Origin of the sequence: Cryobacterium sp. TMT3-29-2 (genome assembly GCF_004564305.1) — a bacterium.
GTDB classification, from domain to species: domain Bacteria; phylum Actinomycetota; class Actinomycetes; order Actinomycetales; family Microbacteriaceae; genus Cryobacterium; species Cryobacterium sinapicolor.
The window spans coordinates 1-18500 of record NZ_SOGK01000064.1 but is presented as its reverse complement, the minus strand read 5'-3'; the positions used below and the strand labels follow the sequence as shown (position 1 = coordinate 18500).

Sequence of the window (18500 nt, the reverse complement as noted above, 5' to 3'; positions counted from 1 at the left end):
ATACCGTGGCCGACACGGCGAGCAACCACACAAACGTCCACTTATCAGCCATTTTTCTCCCCCAATGGATGCAAACCTATCGGGTTCCGAAATCGGACCACAAGGGGTTGGTTGGGCGGACGGAGCTTGAGTCCTGCGACCAACGGATTATGAGTCCGCTGGTTGATCGTGACGCGTCGCTATGCTCAACGAGCTTCGCTAGACATGGCCTTTGGCAAGTGGAGCACGGATGTACATTCGCGGGGCGGCCAGTAGATTCGACCTATGAATGAAGAACGTGACCAGAGCGACCTGAACGTCTACGGTGCCGAGGACTTCGAAGAGCTCGATGCCATCTTGGCCGCCATCGACCGGGCTCTTGACACGGACGGGTAGACAATCAGCAGCGTCTAGAGCCGCACCAGCCCGCACTCTGGGCACCGCCAAAGCGTCGCGGTCATCCCATCGGCCGGCTCCATGCGCATCAAACAAGCCGGGCAGTTAGGGGTATCGAGGTCATCCATGCGCGGAGTCTCGCACCGCGGGGCCATGTACACCAGAGAGACCCTGCGCGGCCTCACTAAACGGCTCCATTGCACGCTGAGCAATCGTCGATTAATGATTAATTTCTGTCGGGGAACGGTTTCGGCCACGCTGTTGACGTGGCGAGAGCGTCCCCGCGGGACTCCTCATCGGACCCTTCCGCCTACAGCTCGACGTCGTCAGGAGGCATCGACGCAGGCACGATCCTGGCCGTGGTGTCCTTGCGACGGTAGAGGTGTCCTTGGTCGGGGTCGCAGTCGCGGAAGGGCCCGTTTCCTTTGTCGAAGATGACGGCGGCGTGGCGGTCCCAGTGGTTGATCCACCAGGACGACACGGCGCCGGCGTCACCGTCCATGACACTGGCGTCAGCTTGCATGCTGGCCTGCCAGAGGGCCTTGAACCTGGCGACTACCTCCGGGTGTAGCCACCATTGGGTGCACCACGGTGTTGGTTTGGTGCCAACGACCTCGACGGTGGCGAGGTGCCCGGTCAACCAGTCGAGGAACATCTGCCGGACGTCGACCACGTCCTCTTCAGGGCCGGTCGAGTCGTAGTCGTCGTACTCAGCCATGGGCTGCTACCTCCGCTGCAGTGGTGTCATCGGGCACTGGGATCGGTGCCGGCGCGGGATTCGGTGTCCTGGTCGGGGTTCGGTTGATGGTGGTGGTGAGGGTTTTGTCGCGGAACCAGGGGACGGTGTTGACCATGACGGGTCGGCATTTGGAGCTGAAGACGATGGCGCGCCATTCGGGGAGGGAGCCGAGGGCGGCGATGTCGAGGGTGTTGACCTTGCGGGTGTTGGTGGAGGTGGATTGGTGGCCGTCTTTGCCGGTGGAGCTGCCGTAGGTGATTTCGTCGTGCTCACCGATGAGGGCAGCCAGGGACCGGAGGAAGTCGTCGTCGCCGGACCCGCCGCCGAAGACCCGGGTGGCGGCGGCGTCCCAGAGGGTCTGCCACCCGTCTTTCCCGAACGCGTCGATCGCTTGGGCGCGGGATTGGAAGTAGGAGTTCAAGATGATGCCCATGGATCCGTAGAAGGAATACACGGAGGGTAGTTCGGGCCAGCGGACGATGTTCGCGCACTCGTCGAGCTCCATCACCAGCGGCACCGGGAGGCAGCCGCAAAGTATGGATGGTCGCGGAATGTCCTGCTCAACCAGATCAAGAACCGCACCCTCGAGAGAGCCGGCGCCGCATCCTCGAACTTCAGCGCCGAGCTAGCACCCGCTGATTTCGACCTGGCCCGACAGATCGCCAAAGACCCCTACGTGTTCGATTTCCTGGAACTGACCGAGGACGCAGCCGAACGTGACCTAGAACAAGCCCTCATGGACCGGACAGTGTTGGCGTGGTTTCAGAGCATGAGCCCGGAGCTGGGCGACCACTCCCCCGCTGCCCTGTTGCGCGTGGAGCCTCTGGACGAAATCGGCCTGAGGGTTATTTCGGCCGCTCCCTCCTTTGCCGCTCAGGGGTCGCCCGTGTCGTAGCTGCCGCCCGGTCCTTTGCCGCCGGCGGATAGCCGGTGGGTCGCCGTCTTGCGGACGCGTTGTGAGGCTCGGTGGGTGGCTTAGTCCGTGGGCTTGGAACTGAGATAGCGGCGTAGACCGGGGATGGCGAAGTCGACTTTGCCGTATCCGGCCGACTCAATGAGGCCGGCGGCCAGGAGCCGTGTCCGGTAGTTGGCGACAAGGTTTGTCTTGGCACCTATCCGTTGCCCGATGTCGCCGGTAGAGGATGGACCTGTGTCTTTGGCCATGGCGTGTAAGAAGTCCATGTCTTTGGGTGAGGTGGTGGAGAGAGCAGCCTCGATCACGGTGCGTGCGTTGCGTCGGTGTGCGGCATCAATGGCCCGGCCGACAGCGTCCTCGTCGAGGGTGCCCTGGTTTTTTTCGGCTTCCCGCCAGAGGAAGTAGCCGACCAGCTGGATGAGGAATGGGTATCCTCCAGTGGCTTCGGAGGCTTGCCGGACGAGTGCTGGTGAGATGTTGAATGCCGCTGCCGCGAACGTCTCGGCGAATGACGCCTCCACGTCCCTGACCGTGGCGGCGTGCAGATCGATCTTGTCGGCGCGGCGGAGGAACGTCGCCACGCCTTCGTTGAGTAGGTCCGACACTGCGGCCGGTAGGCCAGCGAAGACCAGCCCGATGGGGAGGCGGTCCTGGATCAGGTGCTGGACACTGGCGGCTAGCTGAGCCAGTTCAGCACGGTCAGCGGCGTGGATTTCGTCCACGGTGATGACCAGGCCGGTGCCGCGGCTCTGGAGGAGCCGGAGGAGTTCTTCGGCGAGGTTGCGCCAGGCGACCTGGCGTTCGGGCGGGAGCTCGGTCGTGAGGCTGAAGCCGGCAGCGGAGACACCGATGATCTTGCGTCCTTGCGGCCCGTTGCCGAGTTCTTCGGCCAGTTGGCGCATGGATTCACCGATCCTGCCCATGAAGCCACCGGTGGCCGTCTCGGAGATCACGGCCCAGCCGTTCTCGCGGGCCAGGTCGTGGGCGGCACCGAGCATGACGGTCTTGCCGATGCCACGGGCGCCGGTGAAAATGGTGAGGAGCCCCGGCGCCCCGGATCCCAGGCGTAGGCCGTAGGCGAACTCGTCGAGAAGGCCGGCACGGCCGATGATCTCGGGTGGTGTCGCTCCGGCTGAAGGCCGGAATGGGTTCTCCATGGTGGATCCCTTGTGAGTATGTGTGAGTCTTGTGAGTCTTGTTGTATCTGTGAGTCTTGTGAGCTTGGGCACCACCATACCTTCCCGCACCGGCATTCCTGCCGCCAGGCAACGGATCCCGGCGTGTACGTGGACCTTGTGCGGCTGGTCACTGGCGGGATCTCCCTGGGTTGGCGCGTGATGCAGGGCCGTGACGAAACCCGGCAGAATCTGAAGAACCGATGGATTGGATGGAACGCGATGAGTTCACGGAGCGACGCATGGCCCGGGAACCCACCCGCTGACGTCGAGGCGTTCATCCTCGAAACAGTTGACATGCTCCACAAACTCGACGACACCAGCCTGCACGAGCTGACACCACTTTTCTATGAGCACGGGTACGAGCAAGTAGCGCATTCCCTCCGAGAACTGCTCAAAATGCTCGGCCACGACCCCGACGCGTAACTCAGCTAGGGCACCGAGTATGGGTCGAGGAGACAGTACGGGTGGCAGGGGCGTTGCCGTTAACGAACGAAAAAGCCCCGGTTGCATCGCCTGGGGAAAGACGAGTATGAGAACCGGGGCTAATCGTCGGAGCGGGGGGACTCCGATGCGTAACGCTACAGGAACGGTTCCTGCTGACGGATCCGGCTCGCCCAGGAACAGCTCACTCCCACCGGAGAGGGCATTTTGGCGATCATGGTGCTGTAAACGGCTGGACAACTAGTAGGCGGCGTCGCGCGTTCCATCGCCCGACGGCGGCAGCGTGGTGTTCGCGATTAGACGGCGCTGCTCACGTTGGCGCTGAAGGACTGGGGCGAGCACGGTGTCCGCGATTTCGGAGACCAGGCGACTGAGCTCCGGGAGGGCCGGTGTGGACATGCGCTCGATCTGCTCGCGCATCTCGACGCTCCCGGGCTGTTGGGGTTCGAGGCCGGCGACGATGATTTTCAACTGTTCTTTGACTTCCCGGTTGACCATTTCTGTCAGGGCGGAGCCGATGGCAGGGCGCTGCATGAGTTCACGCGCTGCGGCGACATCGTCGATTCCTGCGCTCCGGCGGAGTTGTTCCAGCAGAGCTGGACCGTCGCCTCGAGGGTGGCCGTATCGTGCGGCGAAAGGGGTCAGCAGAAGGCCGAGGTGTTCAAGGTCGACCGCTCGTTTTCCCCGGGTCGCGTCGGCCAGCACGTCGCCGACCAGGGACAGGTCGCCGATCTTGTCGACAAGGTCGGCGACCGTGCATTCGATGCTCGTCACCGGGAGGCCCCCGACAACCACAACGTCGCGGGAATCCAGCTGGCACCGGCTGTAGGCAATGTCGGTTCGTTGCGTTTGGCGCCGTTCGTTGGTGATCAGAAGGTACGGGACTGGATTGATACCGCCGCACTCATGAACAGCTGCCGCGGCCGCCCCGCCCACCACGACTCGCGGACTACTCACCCGCTCCCATGCCAGCAACGCGGGTTCGGTCGACATCCAGGCAGCGCGCAGGTCATCCAGAGGAGCGACCGGCACTCCCCCGAGCCGGTACACGCCGTGGGCGAGTCGCTCGAGTCGCCCATCTCGTTCCCGATGCGAGAGATTGGCGCGACTGACACCCCGCGCCTGCGCCTGAGCCGTGGTGAATAGACCCCACTGGCCGGCAGCCAGTTCCTGAAGGATCGGTTCGACAAGAATGCTCATACTTGGAAAGGATAATTTCAGTACGCTTTTCAAGCAATTGGATTCTCGAAAGACGGGCCTGACGGCGAATCCCATACGGGCGGGGTCTACGCGACACGGCGGACCTAAGGTGGAGTCGGGGCGATGGTTGTCGATTTCCATACTCGGCAGCACAAAATCCGCACCCGCATGCACCGGTCATTCACGCCACCACGGGCCTTGGCTCTGTGCCCATGAGGGTCCCCTTGTGACACAGCATCGGCACCCTTGGTGATTGGTTGGAGAGGTCGGCTCAAGGCTTCGAGCCGTACCAGTTCTTTCTTCGATGCCACGGCCGATATCTATAGGAAGACCGTTCGCTTGGGCCTGTTTCTTTCGGCGGCTTCTGCAGGGTCGCTGGCGTAGGACCAGAGAAGCATGCTCATCAGAAACGCCAGGAGACCGAAGACTGTCAATACAACCAACGACAAAATGATCGGGTAGTGCACAGCACGCCAGCCAACCATGACGGGGACCAGCCCGCTAAGAAAAGCGGTCAAGCTCAACAGTGGAGCGGTGGGACCGAAGCGGAGAAAGTGCCACCGGCCGACTGCTCGCTGCCTGCCCGCTTCTCGACGGAGGGAATTGACCCTTTGCGCGAGGGCCCACCAGGTGAACATCGCGGGGATGACCAATAGCGCCACACCGATGATGCCGTAGCACGTGATGGTCTCGCCGAGAGTGCTGGCAATTGGCTCCATCGATTCTCCTCAGTTCCTGTCTGCCCGAGAGCTCCAGCGGAAGGACGTGGGCGCCTGTTCTGCAATCATCACGGCCGGATCCTACCTGTTCACTATCTGGATGCTGAGGCCGCGCATTGCCCCAGGATCGTGGTCTTCACGGACAGGCTCCTAACTGCGGATATCGCGGCTCAGGCGCGTCCGAAGGTTGCGGCGTGCTCGTGAATACCGGGCGCGAGCCGCTTCCGGTCGGATGCCGATGATGCTGCCGGCCTCTGCGATGCTCAGCCCCTCCCAGACGACGAGGGTGACCAGCTCCTGATCGCGAGCAGAGAGAGACGCAAGTGCCGTAATGGCTGCGTCATCGCTGGATTCAGGTGCGATCGGCCACACACGCAACTCGTCCCGCAGGCGTCCGGTGAGCGCTAGGCGCCGCACGCCGTTTCGCCGGTGAGCGGCCAAGACATTGTGCGCGACGCCGAAGGACCAGGCGCGTCGTTCGGCATCCGCCTGGGGCAGGTTATCGCGGCGGCGCCACAGGACCAGAAGGGTCTCTGACAGGCAATCCGCTGCATCCTCGTGCGGCGTCACCCGTCGGGCGAAGTACGCGAGGACCTCGTCGGCGATCAATCTGATGAACGTTTCGACGTCCGTATCCACTCTCATCAGGGCGTCCATTGCCGGTTCGTTACCGATCACTTGGTTCCCTCGAGCCGAACTGCGCAGTCGAACTCGGTGTACGCATCTTTCATAGTTGCCGTATCGCCGTGACTGGCCGCAGCTGCGATGTCCGCCATTCTGTCCTTAATGCTCTGGTCGGTCGAGAACCGCGGGTAGTTTTCGGCGTCGCTCAGCCAGGCTGTCGCCAGCGCTTCGTCGTCGGGGTCCGACGACGCTTGGGCGGTCAGCCACACATCAGTCCACGCGCAGATTCCGAATGTCTCGTAGAGCTGTGTCGCGAAACCCTCCTGCACCAGAGCTTTACCGGCGGGCTGTTCGGTGCCCGAACCGGGAAGCAGGCGTGAGGTGTCGGCGATCGCAGCATTCTTCGGCATGCCGGGCGGCAGCTCGACGTATTCCGGGTAGGCGTCAATCACGACCTGGGCCACGCCCTCGGCTCCTGGATCGATCCATTCGGTCTCGTCCACCTCGGTGCTCGTCGATGGGTCACCGAACTCTCCGGTCCGAGCGAGGATTGAGGTGGCCACTGCCGGCACTCCCACACCGAGGCTGACCACAGCGATGAGACTGCCGACGATGAGGCGATGGCGGCGGGAAAACTCCTTGAACCGGCGGCGTCGTGCAGGCTCGATGGCGGTACGGACTTCGGGATCCTCAAACAAGGTGGTCAGAGCCTGGGTCGCATCGTGGGCGCCAGCGGACATACGGACATGTCCGAGCGCCCCAATCCGATCATCTACGTCATCCGTTGAATCGTTCATACCTACTCATGTCGGGCACTGGCCATAACGTGACAAATTTCCTGCTTGTTCTACTTGACCTTCGCGCCGACAGGAACTCTTTTCAGGAAACGTAACGCAGTTTTTGCAGTTGACTGGGACTTTCCCTAGCTGCCTCACGGCGAGCACGGCGAAGTGGTCAGTGAATGGACGCGTCTGGGCTTCGAGTTTCCGACGAAGGCCCGACCTTCGTTTTCACGCCGGCACTATTGATCCTGTTCTGGGTCCGCGTGGACACGCGACGTCGTTTTGGTGGATGGGCGGAACACGATCGCGACGATCAAAATTGTGATTAGAGGCAGCAACGCAGCAGACGAAACGATGATTCCAGAGGGTTGGCCCCTGTCACAATCGCTTCTGAGGTCAGCGCTGAGCGGATACGCGCCCAAGAAGACGAATGGCAGCAGACAGACCACGAGTACCGGCACGGTGAAGAAGGTGGCGATCGATACTCCGCGGGCAGCTGCCCGGCCACGAGCGACGATCCGGGCAGCAATCCAGAGCAAGAGCCCTATGACTCCCAGAGCGACTAACTCTGAAGTCGGAGCATCCTCATTCTGCACCCAGCACTTCGCCGCCCGCGAAGCAGGCGAAAGCAATCCCCAGCAGGCGACTAAAGCAGATACGAACGCGACACCAACGAGGATTCCGGCGATGACGCTGAATCGAGAACGAGCGTCCACTTTTGGGTCCATCACTTCACGCTGGTTAGAGTAGTGGCGAATCGAGGAAATTCGCCGGCAGGTTCCCCTGCTCGAACCGAGGTGCGCGGCCCCCGGCCGAGACCTATCCTCTTCGGTCCAAACCACGGTTCATGTTCTGGCACAGAGTCCCCCTCGAACTTAGATAATTCAACCGCCTGACTCGGCGCCAACGTAGTGGACGACGCCGGGTTGATCACTCGGACTGAGCCCGTGTGTCAGCGCATCTCCGGCACGGCGTACTTGAACCCGACGTGCGATGCCGCAAAGCCAAGCCGTTCATAGAATCGGTGCGCATCCACGCGTGCGGCGTCAGAGGTGAGCTGAACGAGCTGGGCACCGAATCTCGGTGCATTGTCCACGGCCCAACGAATCATTGCTCCGCCAATTCCGCGGCTCCTCTGATCAGAACGAACCCGGACAGCCTCGATCTGCAAACGCGAGGACCCGACTTGAGCGAGTCCCGGAATAACGGTGAGTTGCATCGTGGCAATCACTTCACCCTGAATCGAGGTCGCGACGAGTAGTTGCTGCGCTGGATCTGCGTCGATGGCGGCGAACGCTCGCTCGTAGGCGGGAAGGTCCTCCGATCGACCAGTGTCGCCTCGGGAGGCGCTGATCGAGTCATCCGCGAGCAGTCCAAGGACCGCCGGCAAGTCTTCTCGTCTAGCGCGCCGGAGAATCGCCGAACCAGAGGACAGGGTGAGGGTGACGTCGACCATGCTTCGAGTATTCCAAACGCTGCGCTTCCATGCGGGCAGGCTGCGGGACGAACCTGCCGCGATAAGGCTCCCTCTTGCGGGCGGCCAACTGTCGCTTGGATGCAAAGCGCATCTATGTGACAAGCCCACTTGTCATTTTCCGCGCATGACAAGTATGCTTGACATATGAGAAGTGCGCTCAAAGAACTGCGAATCGAATCGGGGCTTTCGCAGGCTGCACTCGCAAGCATCCTGAAGGTTTCGCGTCAAACCATCAACGCGATCGAGACCAGTCGGTATGACCCGTCTCTGACTCTTGCTGTGCGCATTGCCCGCCATTTCAATCGGCCCGTAGAGGAGATTTTCTATGTCGAGGACTGACCGAGCGCTAGCTCTCAATATCGGCGTCGTGGTTGCCGCAGTGGTTGCCGCCGCCGCACTCATTTGGGTGACGGGAAACGTGGTCTTTCTGATCGTCATACTGGCGGTGGCAGGCAGTGCAACATGGAACATCATTCGCATTTTTCGCCGGCCGGACGAAGCGTCGGACGTGGACCGGCTCAACTCGATGAAGTACCTCGATGAGCGAGATCGATCGCTTGCCCTGCAGGCATTTGGGATCGTCGGGATTGTCGCCCTCGTGCTGACGGTCGTCACGGTTCTCGTCACGCTATTCACAGATGCCCTTGGTGCGGAGTACATCGCGCTCGTGCAATTCGTCGTCCTGTTCGGGTCTTGGGCCGCAGCGAACAGCTATGTCACGCGAAAGCAGCAGTAGGCATCATCTCGACGCCCGGCGGACGCCGATGAAGGCGTTTGCCCGTCCGCTCCTATGGTTTCCCAAACGCCACTCCCCCGAGACTTTGAAACTTCGGCGGGTTGGCGCCGAATCTGCGTCCATGGACGTCCCGCTTACGGACGGCCTACGGGAGGGGTGTGCACAAGTCGACCTTGGGGTCACCTCATCCGCTGTCCTGCCGATGAAGTCAGAAAGATTGCCGGCCCCACCAGTAACAACTGCGCTCAACCAGACATGTATAGGTATGGGATTGAAACCAACAGGTGAAAGTAGCGCAGCTCGATTTGGGGAACTGTACGACTGCACGTATGCCGACGTGCTGCGATTCGTGCGGCGCCGAGCCGGTCCGGACTCGGCAGAAGACGTAGCTCACGAGGCTTTCCTCGTGGCCTGGCGCCGACTGGAGGACGTGCCGGTCGAGTACCACGCTGCCCGTGCCTGGCTGTTTGGCATCGCGAGAAACTGTCTGCTGAGCGATTTGCGCGGGCACGCCCGTCGCAACGCACTGAGCGTTCGGATCGCGTCGGAAACCCTAACAACGACGGATCCAGACGACGGTCTCGCCCTGCGTTTAGACCTGGTCACGGCGTGGCACCAGTTGCGGGCCGACGAGCAGGAAGTCCTCTCCCTCGCCATTTGGGAGGACCTATCTTCCCAGCTCGCGGGGCGCGTCCTAGGAATTTCCTCAGCCGCCTACCGAATCAGGCTCCACCGAGCGCGCGCGAAACTGCGCCAGCTGTTGGACACCGCGACTTTCCCGGCATCTACCGCCGACTACTTAGTAACGGAGCGAACGATATGAACGACGACAAGATCATCACCGCACTGCGATCCCTCGACCACGCTCCGCAGCTACCCCTCGACGAGACTGGACGTCGACGGGCGGCTGCAAGACTTCAGCAAATCCTCGCCACAGACCCCAAGCCCGACGTACTCACGAGCCAGGTCACGCGCCGCTCGTCAGCCATTCGGTGGGTCGCCATTCCCGCGGCGATCGTTCTTGTCGCCGCTGCCGCTGCCGTCATCCCGGGCCTTGGTAACTCCGAGTCCGCGTACGCATCTTGGACCCCTACGCCTACGTCGATTGACGCAGCCGAGCAAGCCGTTGCGTTCGCCGCGTGCCTGAGCGCTGGAGTCACCGCTTCCTCCCCGGAAATCGTCCTCGCCGAACGGCGAGGAGAGTGGGTCGGCCTGGCATACACCAGCGCCAACGGGCTGACGTCTACGTGTCTCACTCACCTTCCGGTCGGCAGTCCTCATGCCGACAATGTAATGACTGGATCAGCCTCTGACAGTGACGCGATAGTCGCCGGTGGACAGCTCTCTGAGGGCGCGATGTCGTCCTACTTCAGCCGGGGCCGTTCCAGTCTCTTTGCGCAGGGAGATGCCCCCGCCCTGACCTTTGTCTCAGGGGACGTGGGCGAGGACGTCACGGGTTTGACGATCAGAACTGCCGATGGTCTGTCCGTCCAGGCAACTGTCCATGAAGGACGATACATCGCGTGGTGGCCAGGAAGGGGCGGTGCACAGGGAGATGCTCAGCCCGTCCTCACCTACGACATTGCCCTCTCTGACGGAACTGTCCTCAAGGATGCTGAGCCCACAATGCCGCAGTGAGAATCCGCTGGCCCGACGTCGCATCAACTCCTTCAGCAGTCAGGCGTCGCCCAGGCGCTCGCTTCATGCTCGACCCGCCGCCCGCTCCCCCTTACCGCGGGTCCCAACGCGGTTCTTGCAGTTCTGCGAAACAGTGTCCCGATGAGGGTTCCCCAACGCCACTCCCCCGAGGCTTCGGAACTTCGGCGATTTTGCGCTGGATGTTCGTCCGTAAATGTTAGTTGCGCTCGAGCCGGCCGAGCTCAGATCCGCCCGCATCGATTAGTCGCAGCTCCCCGTTGTCTATGACGGCCAATCTGGCTTGGGCCACCCAAGACGCGACGGGGGCGCCCTCGCACGCTATCAGTGTCGATACTCCGGACGTCGCCAGGAGTGTACCCGCGCCGTCGGTGGCCCATCGGCCCTGGCTTCCGTTGCATCCGTCGGATCCCGTCCACGTGCCGTCGGCCTCGAAGATCACGTACGGATCAGTTTTGACGCTGTACGCAACCGGGACTCACCGTCCAGCCAGGTTCTCCGGCGTGGCCGGCGTGAACCCCCGAGGCAGGGGCGCTGGTTGCCGGAACTCCTCCCGTATCTTGTCTGTGATCACCGGGGGCTCGGTATAGAACTCGGCCGCGGTCTGGATCGGATCGGGGCCGCCGTCCAGGGTCAGGGTCGCGACTACCGCGCCGTTCGAGTCGCTGAGTGTCCAGCCGTCACCGGCCGCACGATACCCCGTGACGGATTCGAGCCAGGCCACTCGAGGCAGCGTCGCTCCCGTGACGCACTCGCCGCTGGCACCGTACGTGGACGCCAGAAACAGGCCTTCAGTCGCCTGCCACGAGCCCTGGATCATGCCGCAGCCCCGCCACAACTGGAAGTCCGGAACGTCCAGGCGCAGCCAGGTGTCTGGTTCCTCGCCTTCGGCGCCCGAGACCCGCCACAAATTCACCAATCCCACTGCGCTAGATTCCGCACCCGGACCGGGACCAGCCAGAGGTGGTGAATCCGGGTTCCGATCGCCCTGACCACTCGGGCTCTGCGCACACGCCGTCAGTACGAGGGCCAACACTGCCGTCAGGCCCGCCACGCTGAGCCCGAGACGCCGCCTCACGGTGAAACCCGACCGGGGGCCACTCATGCCCAGACCGGCCATACGACGAAGCCTGCGGAGAACAGGACAACGAGACTGGCAACAAGCCCCGCGACGGCCAGGAGCAGACTCGCGCCACTCATCACTGTTGAGCGTTGAGCACTCGGTACGAGAAACGCGGCAACCACTGCGCCACACAACAAAAATACTAAAACACCCGTTGAGAGCACTGCGGGAATCAACCTCGCGTCCGCTCCAGGGCAGGCTGTGAAGCTGGAGATGGCGCAGACTACGGACTTGAATCTGAAGAGCCAGACCAAGACAAGCCCCACCGCAACAATTCCAATATCCAGCGCCATCCACTGCAAGGCGGTGCGGTCCGTCGTTCCTGATGTAGCCCCCATGGCTTTGATCATTGCCACGGGCCGCCGGGGCTGTCCAGCAAAGTGAAGATTTGCGGCCGTATTGAGATGACCCCGTCTCACTGTTTCCCGAGCGCAGGCTGATATCGGCCCCGCGGACGACGGAGACGTGCCCCAAAGCAGAAACGGAGCGTCGATTCTCCCACCGACGGTGCGCTTGACCGTGCCAGGTCACCCGTTTCACCGCCAACATCTATTCTGACGTCCATCGAGAATGACGGAGAAACTCGTTTGGAGTCCTCACAAACCGAGCGCCCGAATAACGTTCCCAAAAAGCCACTCCCCCCGGGCTCGGAACCTCGGCGGCTTGGCGCCGAATCTGCGTCCGTGGACCTCCGGCTTACGGGACAGCAAATGAGCCCACGCGTGGAGGCAGATTTCAGGAGCGTCGAACTGGTCGCACTAAGCAGACGCGAAGACTAGTCAGCTGCCAGCGTTTCCCGTATCGATTTACTGTTGGCGATTTGGGTGGGGATTCCGATGGCCAGCAACAGGCCAATGAAACCCAAGACACTGACGACGGCTCCGGCTCGGAGATCTAGCTGTGGTGACCAGGCGTAACCCTGCCGGGCCAGAAAAGCTGCGTAGACGAGGACTGCCGCAAGCGCGACAGCGGCGCTGAGGAAGAAGGCTGTTGCGGCGTAGATGAGTGCTTCGAGCACCGGCATGAGAGCCAGGCTGTGTGGCGGAGCGCCCGTCGCCCGCAACAGGGCGGTGTCTCTGTCTCGGGTCTTTCCGACCATGAAGACTGTCGCCACGCTGCCAGTGATGGCGATGACGGCGGCGGGGATGAAGAGAACCAGGCCTTGGAGGAGCGCGACATTCTGTTCTTGGCGTGATGTTGCCGCCCACGTTGTTGCGGCGCTGTAATAGATGCTCAACAGCCCCGCACCGATCATGAACGGCGTAATTGTCGAGGTCGTTGCTGTGAGGCGTGCGAGGGCTCCGTGTCGAGCCAGGTACCAAGCCGTCGACAGCCGGGCCGGGATAAGTCCGGTCCAGGTTCGAACAAACCACGGAAACACCGCTGAAGCCAGAAGCGCAATCGCCACGAGGACAGCGCATCCGAAGAGCATCACAAGGGACGAAGCAGAGCCGTTGTAGCGCTCGTTGATCGCACCGACCGCGCACAGAATTCCGGCGGTCAGCACGACGCCGGCACCAACGACGGATCGCGGCCGAAGCCGTATCTCAGTCCTCTCCGCGGTCTCTTGCAACGCTTCAATTGCCGTGACACGCGCCGCGCGCAACGACGGTAACCCTGCTCCGAGACCCGAGAGGCCGACTACGAAAGCGCAAGTGGCGACTACTGAAGACCAGGTCGGTTGTGTCGGCAAAATGATGCCAATATCGGTCACCGACATGAGGTAATTTGCGCCGACCTGGATCAGCGGGAGCGCGGCCAGGATGCCCACGATCGCGGCAGCAAGCGACAAAATAGCGAACTGTGCAAGCACGCCTCCGAAGACTTGACCGGGGGTGGCGCCGGCCAGGCGCCATCGGGCGTATCGGGTGTGACTCTGCGCCACCTTTGTTGCGCCCACGGAGGACAGGACGATGGCACTCGGCAGCGCAATACCCATCAATAGAAGAAAAACGGTCAGCTGGGTGAGTGTGTTGCTGGTCCCGTCTGGAGCCGCAGCAAGAGCGAGAATCGCCGCGGGGGTCCGGGTCGAGAACCAGAAGAAGGCGGCCAATGCAACCCAGAACGAGCACACAACCGTCGAGACAAACGGTCCAATGAAGCTACGTGCATCGGTTCGGATATCGGACAGAAGTAGGCGGATCATTGCGTGGTTGTGGGTGAGTAGGGCGCTGCCAGGGCATCCAGGATGTCGACGGGCTCTGGAGAAGAGAGGGTCACGAGGAGGCCGCCGTCCCGGATCACGACTACCTGGTCTGCCGTGCATGCCGCTGGTATGTCATGCGTAACGAACAGGACTGCGCCGCCTCGGTCGGCGACGGTGCGCATATATCCGTTCACTCGTAAAGCGGATTGACTGTCGAGCGCGCCGGTAGGTTCGTCCGCGAAGAGGATATCGGGTTGGTTCGCCAACGCCCGCGCGATGGCGACGCGCTGTTGCTCACCACCAGACAGCGTCCCGGGCCGGTCATGGGCATGCCCGAGCAGGTCGACTTGAGTCAGTGCCTCATTGACCAAGTCTTTATCGACGCGTTTTCCACCCAGCCGTTGCGGCAACGCAACGTTTTCCCAGGCCGTCAACGATGGAATCAAGTTGTAGCTCTGAAACACGAAACCGATCTGCTCTCGATACATGAGTGCGAGTCGACGAGCGGAGATGGACGTGAGGTCGTGACCGAGAAGCACTGCGCGTCCAGACGTTGGCCGTTCGAGGCCTGCCAGGCAATACAGCAAGGTCGACTTACCTGATCCCGACGGGCCCACAATGGCGGTGACTCCCGCGGAGATCGTCAGGCTGATGCCGTTAAGAACCTCGACAGCGCTGCTCCGTCCGGGCACGGGAAACGACTTTCGAATTTCTTCAGCTCGCAACATCAAGTCCACCCCGTCTTGGCTCGTGTGAGCGCCCCTTCTCAAACAGTATCCGAAGGGCGCTGTGCGCTCAGAGCGACCCTCGCGTTTCTCGCGTCGCGGCTGCGATTGACTGGGCGCTATGACGCGCACTCTCATTCTTGGCGGGACGGCCTGGCTCGGTCGCGAAATAGCCGACCAGTTGGTTGCTCAGGGTGGGGACGTGACATGCCTTGCTCGCGGTGAGTCCGGAGCGGTTCCGAGCGGTGTGACCTTTATCTGCTCTGATAGGCGCGTGCCTGGGGCCTACGACCTTGTCGCGGGTGATGCTTGGGACGAAATCATCGAGCTGTCCTACGAGGCCGACCTCGTAGCCGGCGCTCTCGAGGCTTTGTCCAGCAGCACTCAACACTGGACGTTGGTCTCCTCCGTGTCCGTCTATGCAAGCAAGACCGAGCCGGGAGCCGATGAACAGGCAGTCCTCGTCGAGCCCTCCGACGGCGAGGACTACGCGCACGCCAAGGTTGCCGCCGAGCGCGCCACGGCCGAGGCTGTGGGCGATCGTCTTCTCATCGTGAGACCGGGACTTATCGTTGGGCCGGGTGACATGAGCGACCGGTTCGGTTACTGGGTCTCGCGACTGGCCTTGGCTTCGGCAGGCTCCGTTCTCGTGCCAGATACCCATGGTCGTTGCGTGCAATTCATCGACGTTCGAGACCTGGCTGGATGGCTAATGAGGGCCGGAAACGAACGCCTCACCGGTATCTACAACGCCGTTGGAACCGAAAGGGAACTCTCCACAGTCCTGCTGGCTGCCGCCCAGATCGCAGGCCACACCGGCGAATTCATCTCGGCCGACGATGACTGGCTGACGGCACACAACGTCAACTACTGGGCAGGCCCCCGCTCCCTGCCACTCTGGCTGCCCCGCAGCGACTCCGCCTTCGCCCAGCGAAGTCGCAACCGCTTCCTCGCCGCTGGCGGCACCGAGCGAGACCTGACGCAGACACTGAAGGACGTCCTTGCGGACGAACGAACACGCGGACTCGATAGAGAACGCCGATCCGGCCTCACTCGAGACGAGGAGAACTCTCTCCTCGCCAAAATCAGCCAGTAGAGCAGTCACGCAACAGCTGGTTCCGAGAAGCGACAGGGATCGCAAACAACGTCCCGCGGAGGGTTCCCCTTCCGGCGGCGGAGTCCTACAGCTATAGAGTCTGAACGTGATTATCTGGCTCAACGGACCGTTCGGCGGCGGCAAGACGACTCTCGCTCAAGAACTTTGCGAACGTGATGAGTCCTTCGTTCTGTTCGATACCGAGGAAGTCGGGCGGATGCTGCGTCACGCGCTCGACGTCAGGCGCCCGGTCAATGACTTTCAGGACTGGCCGGCCTGGCGCACCCTGGTCATCGCTACTGCAATCGAGTTGGTGGCCGACCTTGAGTGCGATCTCGTGATCCCGCAATCCGTGTTCGATCACGCCTACTGGAACGAGCTGACCACCGGATTCGCTTCCGCGGAATTGGCAGTGCGCGCATTCACCCTCATGGTTCACCCCGATGAACACGAACGACGAATCCTTCAGGACGTGAATGAGCCCGACGCGGCGGACTGGCGTCTCTCAAGGCTCCCGAATTTTCAGAAAGCCCTGTTTTGGCTTGAAGAAGAAACCACGGCCATCGACACAACCAGTCGCACACCGGCCGAAGTTGCATCCTTCATCCTCGAGGAGTTAGCCACCACGCGACCTTGAGGCGCAGGAACCAGCCAAGTCGGTCGCTCAGGGTTCCTCATGCGTCACCCTTGACGCGCCGTAGCAGGTGGGTGGTACAGTCAGCTGTATCAATCGAATGATACGGCCCGAGGAGTGGAAATGCTCGCAGTGACGTTAGCTCCAATTGGCGGGCTTGTCCTTGCCGTGTTGTGGGTCGGCCTTCGCCCCCCGAGAGGCGCGGCTGGCTCGCCACGGAAGGTACGCGGTTTCACTCTGGTCGGCGTCGGTATCGCACTTTTCGGTGCTCTGATCGTCGAGTTGAGCGGGAATACCGCTTACTCAGCAGTGACTTCTCCTTTGCCGCTGACTTGGGTACCAGGCGATTGGCGGTACGTGGTTCCGCTCATCTCCGGTCTCGCGGGCGTTCTCGTGTTGATGCTGCCGTTGCTCGGCCGCCGGTCGAGAGGGTCTGCGCAGCTCGCGCGGCGGACTGCCTTCAGCTTCGCGGGAGGCAGGTGGCCCGTCTTCGCCGGCGCACTTATGGGGATAGTCGTCATACTCAGTGTTGCGGCCGGATTTGCATCTAGCCCGGACGATGTCGGCCGTTACCGCATGTTCGCGATGGATTCTGGTGCGGCTGAGATTCGCATCCTGATTTATGGCTGGTACTACTCACTCCCGAGCCTTATTGCCATTGCGCTGTTTGCTGGAGCCGCGGCATTCACGCTGAGAGTGATCGCTCATCCGCCGCTGGCTGCCGACACGCACCACGACACCGCAATTCGGAGGGAACGAACGCGGAACGTGATGGGTGTCTTTGCCGGGGGTCTTCTCGTGCATCTTGGCGCTGTGCTGACCTTCCTTGCCTATACCGGGACAAGCAATGTCGGAGTATTTCAGGGCGAGGACATCATCCCGATCATCGCGCCGTTTGCTGCTTTTGGCCCGCTGCTCTGGATTCTAGGCGGGGCGGCATCTGTGCTCGGCTTCGCTTGCTGGTTCGAGATCGCGCTCAGCAGTGTGCGGCGTCCCGCGCGTCGACGAGTGAGCGTCTCCTGACATGGAGATCGAACTCCGGGGGTCGACGCCACCCGCTGATCAGATCCGCGAACAGATCAGTGGATTGATCGCGGCAGGGCGAATGGGTGCCAGCGAAAAGCTTCCTTCCGTGCGGCAACTCGCCCGTGACCTCGGCGTCGCACCAGGGACCGTTGCCAAGGCATATCGGGCGCTGGAAACGGATGGTTACGTTGAAGCACGTGCGGGTGGCAGCACACGCGTCAGCGCGAAGGCGAGCCCCACTCCTCGACCCGTAATCGAAGCGGCTCGTCACCTATCAGTCATCAGCACGTCTGAGGGTGTTTCCCTGGATGAAGCCATCCGCCTGCTGCGGGTGGTCTGGCCAAACTAGCAACTCCAGCGGCGTTCAATCCCAAAGACGACCGACAACGCATTCCTCACACTGGACGCACTGATGCAAACCATCTCCCGCTGAGGGTTCCCGTGCGGAACATCGTTGGGAGCCCCGCCACTCGCCCAGCGAGTTCAGGGAGACGTCGGCCTACGGGATGCACGTGCCCGCCGTGAGTACGATCGGGCCATGGCACATATCGAAGATGGTGGCCGCTCCATCGGGGAAACCATCCGTCCGGCACCGCAGGATCCACCCCTTCAGGCGCTAATGCCTGGCTTGGACCGACTTACAGCATCATCGTTTCGGAAGGGAACCGTCAGCCGCCGGAGAATCAATCGTGCGATTCTCTTGTTGTTCGCCGTGGCGGGCATCACTGCTGCGCTCATCACTGCGAGCGTCGTGCTCTGAAGGTTCCCTTTCGGCCACGCTGGACCTACTGGTCCTTAATGCGGAGGTTCTCGCTTGCCTTGCTCCAGCCCGCTCGATTGGGCATGCCATCCTGAACAACCATGACTTCAAAACCTGGCGACTTCATGGTCGTCATATTCGAGCCGC

At 62.0% G+C, this 18500-nt stretch carries 25 protein-coding genes; 11 read left to right on the top strand and 14 right to left on the bottom strand.

What is annotated here, in order from left to right:
* Positions 1–685: 685 nt before the first annotated feature.
* Complete coding sequence (locus E3O67_RS07395; protein WP_135102370.1) at positions 686–1093, bottom strand: DUF4913 domain-containing protein; 408 nt, start codon at positions 1091–1093, stop codon at positions 686–688.
* On the bottom strand, positions 1086–1619 hold the full coding sequence (locus E3O67_RS07390) for a type IV secretory system conjugative DNA transfer family protein (protein WP_241982062.1): 534 nt from the start codon (positions 1617–1619) through the stop codon (positions 1086–1088). Before E3O67_RS07390 ends, E3O67_RS07395 begins: the two co-directional genes overlap by 8 nt.
* 171 nt (positions 1620–1790) lie before the next feature.
* Between E3O67_RS07390 and E3O67_RS17805 the strand changes: the two genes are divergently transcribed.
* Complete coding sequence (locus tag E3O67_RS17805; protein ID WP_370260346.1) at positions 1791–2009, top strand: hypothetical protein; 219 nt, start codon at positions 1791–1793, stop codon at positions 2007–2009.
* An 80-nt stretch (positions 2010–2089) separates the two neighbouring features.
* On the opposite strand, the gene E3O67_RS07380 is transcribed toward E3O67_RS17805, so the two are convergent.
* On the bottom strand, positions 2090–3187 hold the full coding sequence (locus tag E3O67_RS07380; protein WP_135102367.1) for an ATP-binding protein: 1098 nt from the start codon (positions 3185–3187) through the stop codon (positions 2090–2092).
* A gap of 240 nt (positions 3188–3427) precedes the next feature.
* Between E3O67_RS07380 and E3O67_RS07375 the strand changes: the two genes are divergently transcribed.
* Entirely contained in the window at positions 3428–3631 is a 204-nt protein-coding gene (locus E3O67_RS07375; RefSeq protein WP_135102366.1) for a hypothetical protein, read from the top strand.
* A 258-nt stretch (positions 3632–3889) separates the two neighbouring features.
* Here the strand turns inward: E3O67_RS07375 and E3O67_RS07370 are convergent, their stop codons facing one another.
* The 6 genes from E3O67_RS07370 to E3O67_RS07345 all read right to left on the bottom strand — a co-directional run bounded on the left by E3O67_RS07370 (position 3890) and on the right by E3O67_RS07345 (position 8430).
* Positions 3890–4924, bottom strand: coding sequence for a type IV toxin-antitoxin system AbiEi family antitoxin domain-containing protein (locus E3O67_RS07370; protein WP_167726531.1), 1035 nt, complete (start codon positions 4922–4924; stop codon positions 3890–3892).
* Between the two features lie 245 nt (positions 4925–5169).
* Positions 5170–5568 (bottom strand): hypothetical protein, encoded by a 399-nt coding sequence (locus tag E3O67_RS07365; protein WP_135102364.1) that lies wholly within the window; start codon positions 5566–5568, stop codon positions 5170–5172.
* Positions 5569–5718: 150 nt separating this feature from the next.
* Entirely contained in the window at positions 5719–6246 is a 528-nt protein-coding gene (locus E3O67_RS07360) for an RNA polymerase sigma factor (protein WP_135102363.1), read from the bottom strand.
* Positions 6243–6989 carry a hypothetical protein gene (locus E3O67_RS07355; protein WP_135102362.1) on the bottom strand — a complete coding sequence of 249 codons (747 nt, stop codon included), beginning with the start codon at positions 6987–6989 and terminating at the stop codon, positions 6243–6245. Before E3O67_RS07355 ends, E3O67_RS07360 begins: the two co-directional genes overlap by 4 nt.
* A gap of 224 nt (positions 6990–7213) precedes the next feature.
* Positions 7214–7705: a hypothetical protein gene (locus E3O67_RS07350; protein ID WP_135102361.1), complete on the bottom strand. Its 492-nt coding sequence runs from the start codon at positions 7703–7705 to the stop codon at positions 7214–7216.
* A 221-nt stretch (positions 7706–7926) separates the two neighbouring features.
* Complete coding sequence (locus E3O67_RS07345; RefSeq protein WP_135102360.1) at positions 7927–8430, bottom strand: GNAT family N-acetyltransferase; 504 nt, start codon at positions 8428–8430, stop codon at positions 7927–7929.
* Between the two features lie 165 nt (positions 8431–8595).
* Between E3O67_RS07345 and E3O67_RS07340 the strand changes: the two genes are divergently transcribed.
* Genes E3O67_RS07340 through E3O67_RS07325 form a run of 4 tightly spaced genes read left to right on the top strand, consistent with a single transcriptional unit; the run spans position 8596 to position 10825 of the window.
* Positions 8596–8790 (top strand): helix-turn-helix transcriptional regulator, encoded by a 195-nt coding sequence (locus E3O67_RS07340; protein WP_134432148.1) that lies wholly within the window; start codon positions 8596–8598, stop codon positions 8788–8790.
* On the top strand, positions 8777–9187 hold the full coding sequence (locus E3O67_RS07335; protein ID WP_135102359.1) for a hypothetical protein: 411 nt from the start codon (positions 8777–8779) through the stop codon (positions 9185–9187). Before E3O67_RS07340 ends, E3O67_RS07335 begins: the two co-directional genes overlap by 14 nt.
* The gene (locus E3O67_RS17800; RefSeq protein WP_370260342.1) at positions 9090–10010 is read left to right on the top strand and encodes an RNA polymerase sigma factor; all 921 of its coding nucleotides are present in this window, start codon (positions 9090–9092) and stop codon (positions 10008–10010) included. Before E3O67_RS07335 ends, E3O67_RS17800 begins: the two co-directional genes overlap by 98 nt.
* Entirely contained in the window at positions 10007–10825 is an 819-nt protein-coding gene (locus E3O67_RS07325) for a hypothetical protein (protein ID WP_134432139.1), read from the top strand. Before E3O67_RS17800 ends, E3O67_RS07325 begins: the two co-directional genes overlap by 4 nt.
* A 217-nt stretch (positions 10826–11042) precedes the next feature.
* Here E3O67_RS07325 and E3O67_RS17795 read toward each other — a convergent pair whose 3' ends face one another.
* The 5 genes from E3O67_RS17795 to E3O67_RS07300 all read right to left on the bottom strand — a co-directional run bounded on the left by E3O67_RS17795 (position 11043) and on the right by E3O67_RS07300 (position 14840).
* Positions 11043–11285, bottom strand: a complete 243-nt coding sequence (locus tag E3O67_RS17795) for an META domain-containing protein (protein WP_135102357.1) — start codon at positions 11283–11285, stop codon at positions 11043–11045.
* A gap of 36 nt (positions 11286–11321) precedes the next feature.
* Entirely contained in the window at positions 11322–11768 is a 447-nt protein-coding gene (locus E3O67_RS07315) for a hypothetical protein (RefSeq protein ID WP_167726529.1), read from the bottom strand.
* 176 nt (positions 11769–11944) lie between these two features.
* On the bottom strand, positions 11945–12322 hold the full coding sequence (locus E3O67_RS07310; protein WP_135102355.1) for a hypothetical protein: 378 nt from the start codon (positions 12320–12322) through the stop codon (positions 11945–11947).
* A gap of 419 nt (positions 12323–12741) precedes the next feature.
* Entirely contained in the window at positions 12742–14112 is a 1371-nt protein-coding gene (locus E3O67_RS07305) for an FtsX-like permease family protein (RefSeq protein WP_135102354.1), read from the bottom strand.
* Positions 14109–14840 (bottom strand): ABC transporter ATP-binding protein, encoded by a 732-nt coding sequence (locus tag E3O67_RS07300; RefSeq protein WP_135102353.1) that lies wholly within the window; start codon positions 14838–14840, stop codon positions 14109–14111. The genes E3O67_RS07305 and E3O67_RS07300 overlap by 4 nt, the downstream gene beginning before the upstream one ends.
* Positions 14841–14958: 118 nt before the next feature.
* On the opposite strand from E3O67_RS07300, the gene E3O67_RS07295 reads away from it, so the two are divergent.
* From E3O67_RS07295 to E3O67_RS07275, 5 genes are all read left to right on the top strand, one after another.
* Positions 14959–15933, top strand: coding sequence for an NAD-dependent epimerase/dehydratase family protein (locus E3O67_RS07295; protein ID WP_135102352.1), 975 nt, complete (start codon positions 14959–14961; stop codon positions 15931–15933).
* Positions 15934–16039: 106 nt separating this feature from the next.
* Positions 16040–16570, top strand: coding sequence for an AAA family ATPase (locus tag E3O67_RS07290; RefSeq protein ID WP_167726527.1), 531 nt, complete (start codon positions 16040–16042; stop codon positions 16568–16570).
* Between the two features lie 354 nt (positions 16571–16924).
* Positions 16925–17590, top strand: a complete 666-nt coding sequence (locus E3O67_RS07285) for a hypothetical protein (RefSeq protein ID WP_135102350.1) — start codon at positions 16925–16927, stop codon at positions 17588–17590.
* A gap of 1 nt (position 17591) precedes the next feature.
* Positions 17592–17942 carry a GntR family transcriptional regulator gene (locus tag E3O67_RS07280; RefSeq protein WP_134415634.1) on the top strand — a complete coding sequence of 117 codons (351 nt, stop codon included), beginning with the start codon at positions 17592–17594 and terminating at the stop codon, positions 17940–17942.
* Between the two features lie 189 nt (positions 17943–18131).
* A complete protein-coding gene (locus E3O67_RS07275) occupies positions 18132–18353 on the top strand; it encodes a hypothetical protein (protein WP_135102349.1) in 222 nt (73 codons plus the stop codon).
* The last annotated feature ends 147 nt before the right edge of the window (positions 18354–18500 follow it).

Coding starts and splice junctions, on each gene's coding strand:
- E3O67_RS07355 (WP_135102362.1), bottom strand. CDS start 6,989: ATGAACGATTCAACGGATGACGTAGATGATCGGATTGGGGCGCTCGGA.
- E3O67_RS17800 (WP_370260342.1), top strand. CDS start 9,090: ATGCCCTTGGTGCGGAGTACATCGCGCTCGTGCAATTCGTCGTCCTGT.
- E3O67_RS07300 (WP_135102353.1), bottom strand. CDS start 14,840: ATGTTGCGAGCTGAAGAAATTCGAAAGTCGTTTCCCGTGCCCGGACGG.
- E3O67_RS07335 (WP_135102359.1), top strand. CDS start 8,777: ATGTCGAGGACTGACCGAGCGCTAGCTCTCAATATCGGCGTCGTGGTT.
- E3O67_RS07275 (WP_135102349.1), top strand. CDS start 18,132: ATGGCACATATCGAAGATGGTGGCCGCTCCATCGGGGAAACCATCCGT.
- E3O67_RS07370 (WP_167726531.1), bottom strand. CDS start 4,924: ATGGGATTCGCCGTCAGGCCCGTCTTTCGAGAATCCAATTGCTTGAAA.
- E3O67_RS07325 (WP_134432139.1), top strand. CDS start 10,007: ATGAACGACGACAAGATCATCACCGCACTGCGATCCCTCGACCACGCT.
- E3O67_RS07345 (WP_135102360.1), bottom strand. CDS start 8,430: ATGGTCGACGTCACCCTCACCCTGTCCTCTGGTTCGGCGATTCTCCGG.
- E3O67_RS07395 (WP_135102370.1), bottom strand. CDS start 1,093: ATGGCTGAGTACGACGACTACGACTCGACCGGCCCTGAAGAGGACGTG.
- E3O67_RS07340 (WP_134432148.1), top strand. CDS start 8,596: ATGAGAAGTGCGCTCAAAGAACTGCGAATCGAATCGGGGCTTTCGCAG.
- E3O67_RS07375 (WP_135102366.1), top strand. CDS start 3,428: ATGAGTTCACGGAGCGACGCATGGCCCGGGAACCCACCCGCTGACGTC.
- E3O67_RS07305 (WP_135102354.1), bottom strand. CDS start 14,112: ATGATCCGCCTACTTCTGTCCGATATCCGAACCGATGCACGTAGCTTC.
- E3O67_RS07380 (WP_135102367.1), bottom strand. CDS start 3,187: ATGGAGAACCCATTCCGGCCTTCAGCCGGAGCGACACCACCCGAGATC.
- E3O67_RS07390 (WP_241982062.1), bottom strand. CDS start 1,619: ATGGAGCTCGACGAGTGCGCGAACATCGTCCGCTGGCCCGAACTACCC.
- E3O67_RS07280 (WP_134415634.1), top strand. CDS start 17,592: ATGGAGATCGAACTCCGGGGGTCGACGCCACCCGCTGATCAGATCCGC.
- E3O67_RS07295 (WP_135102352.1), top strand. CDS start 14,959: ATGACGCGCACTCTCATTCTTGGCGGGACGGCCTGGCTCGGTCGCGAA.
- E3O67_RS07365 (WP_135102364.1), bottom strand. CDS start 5,568: ATGGAGCCAATTGCCAGCACTCTCGGCGAGACCATCACGTGCTACGGC.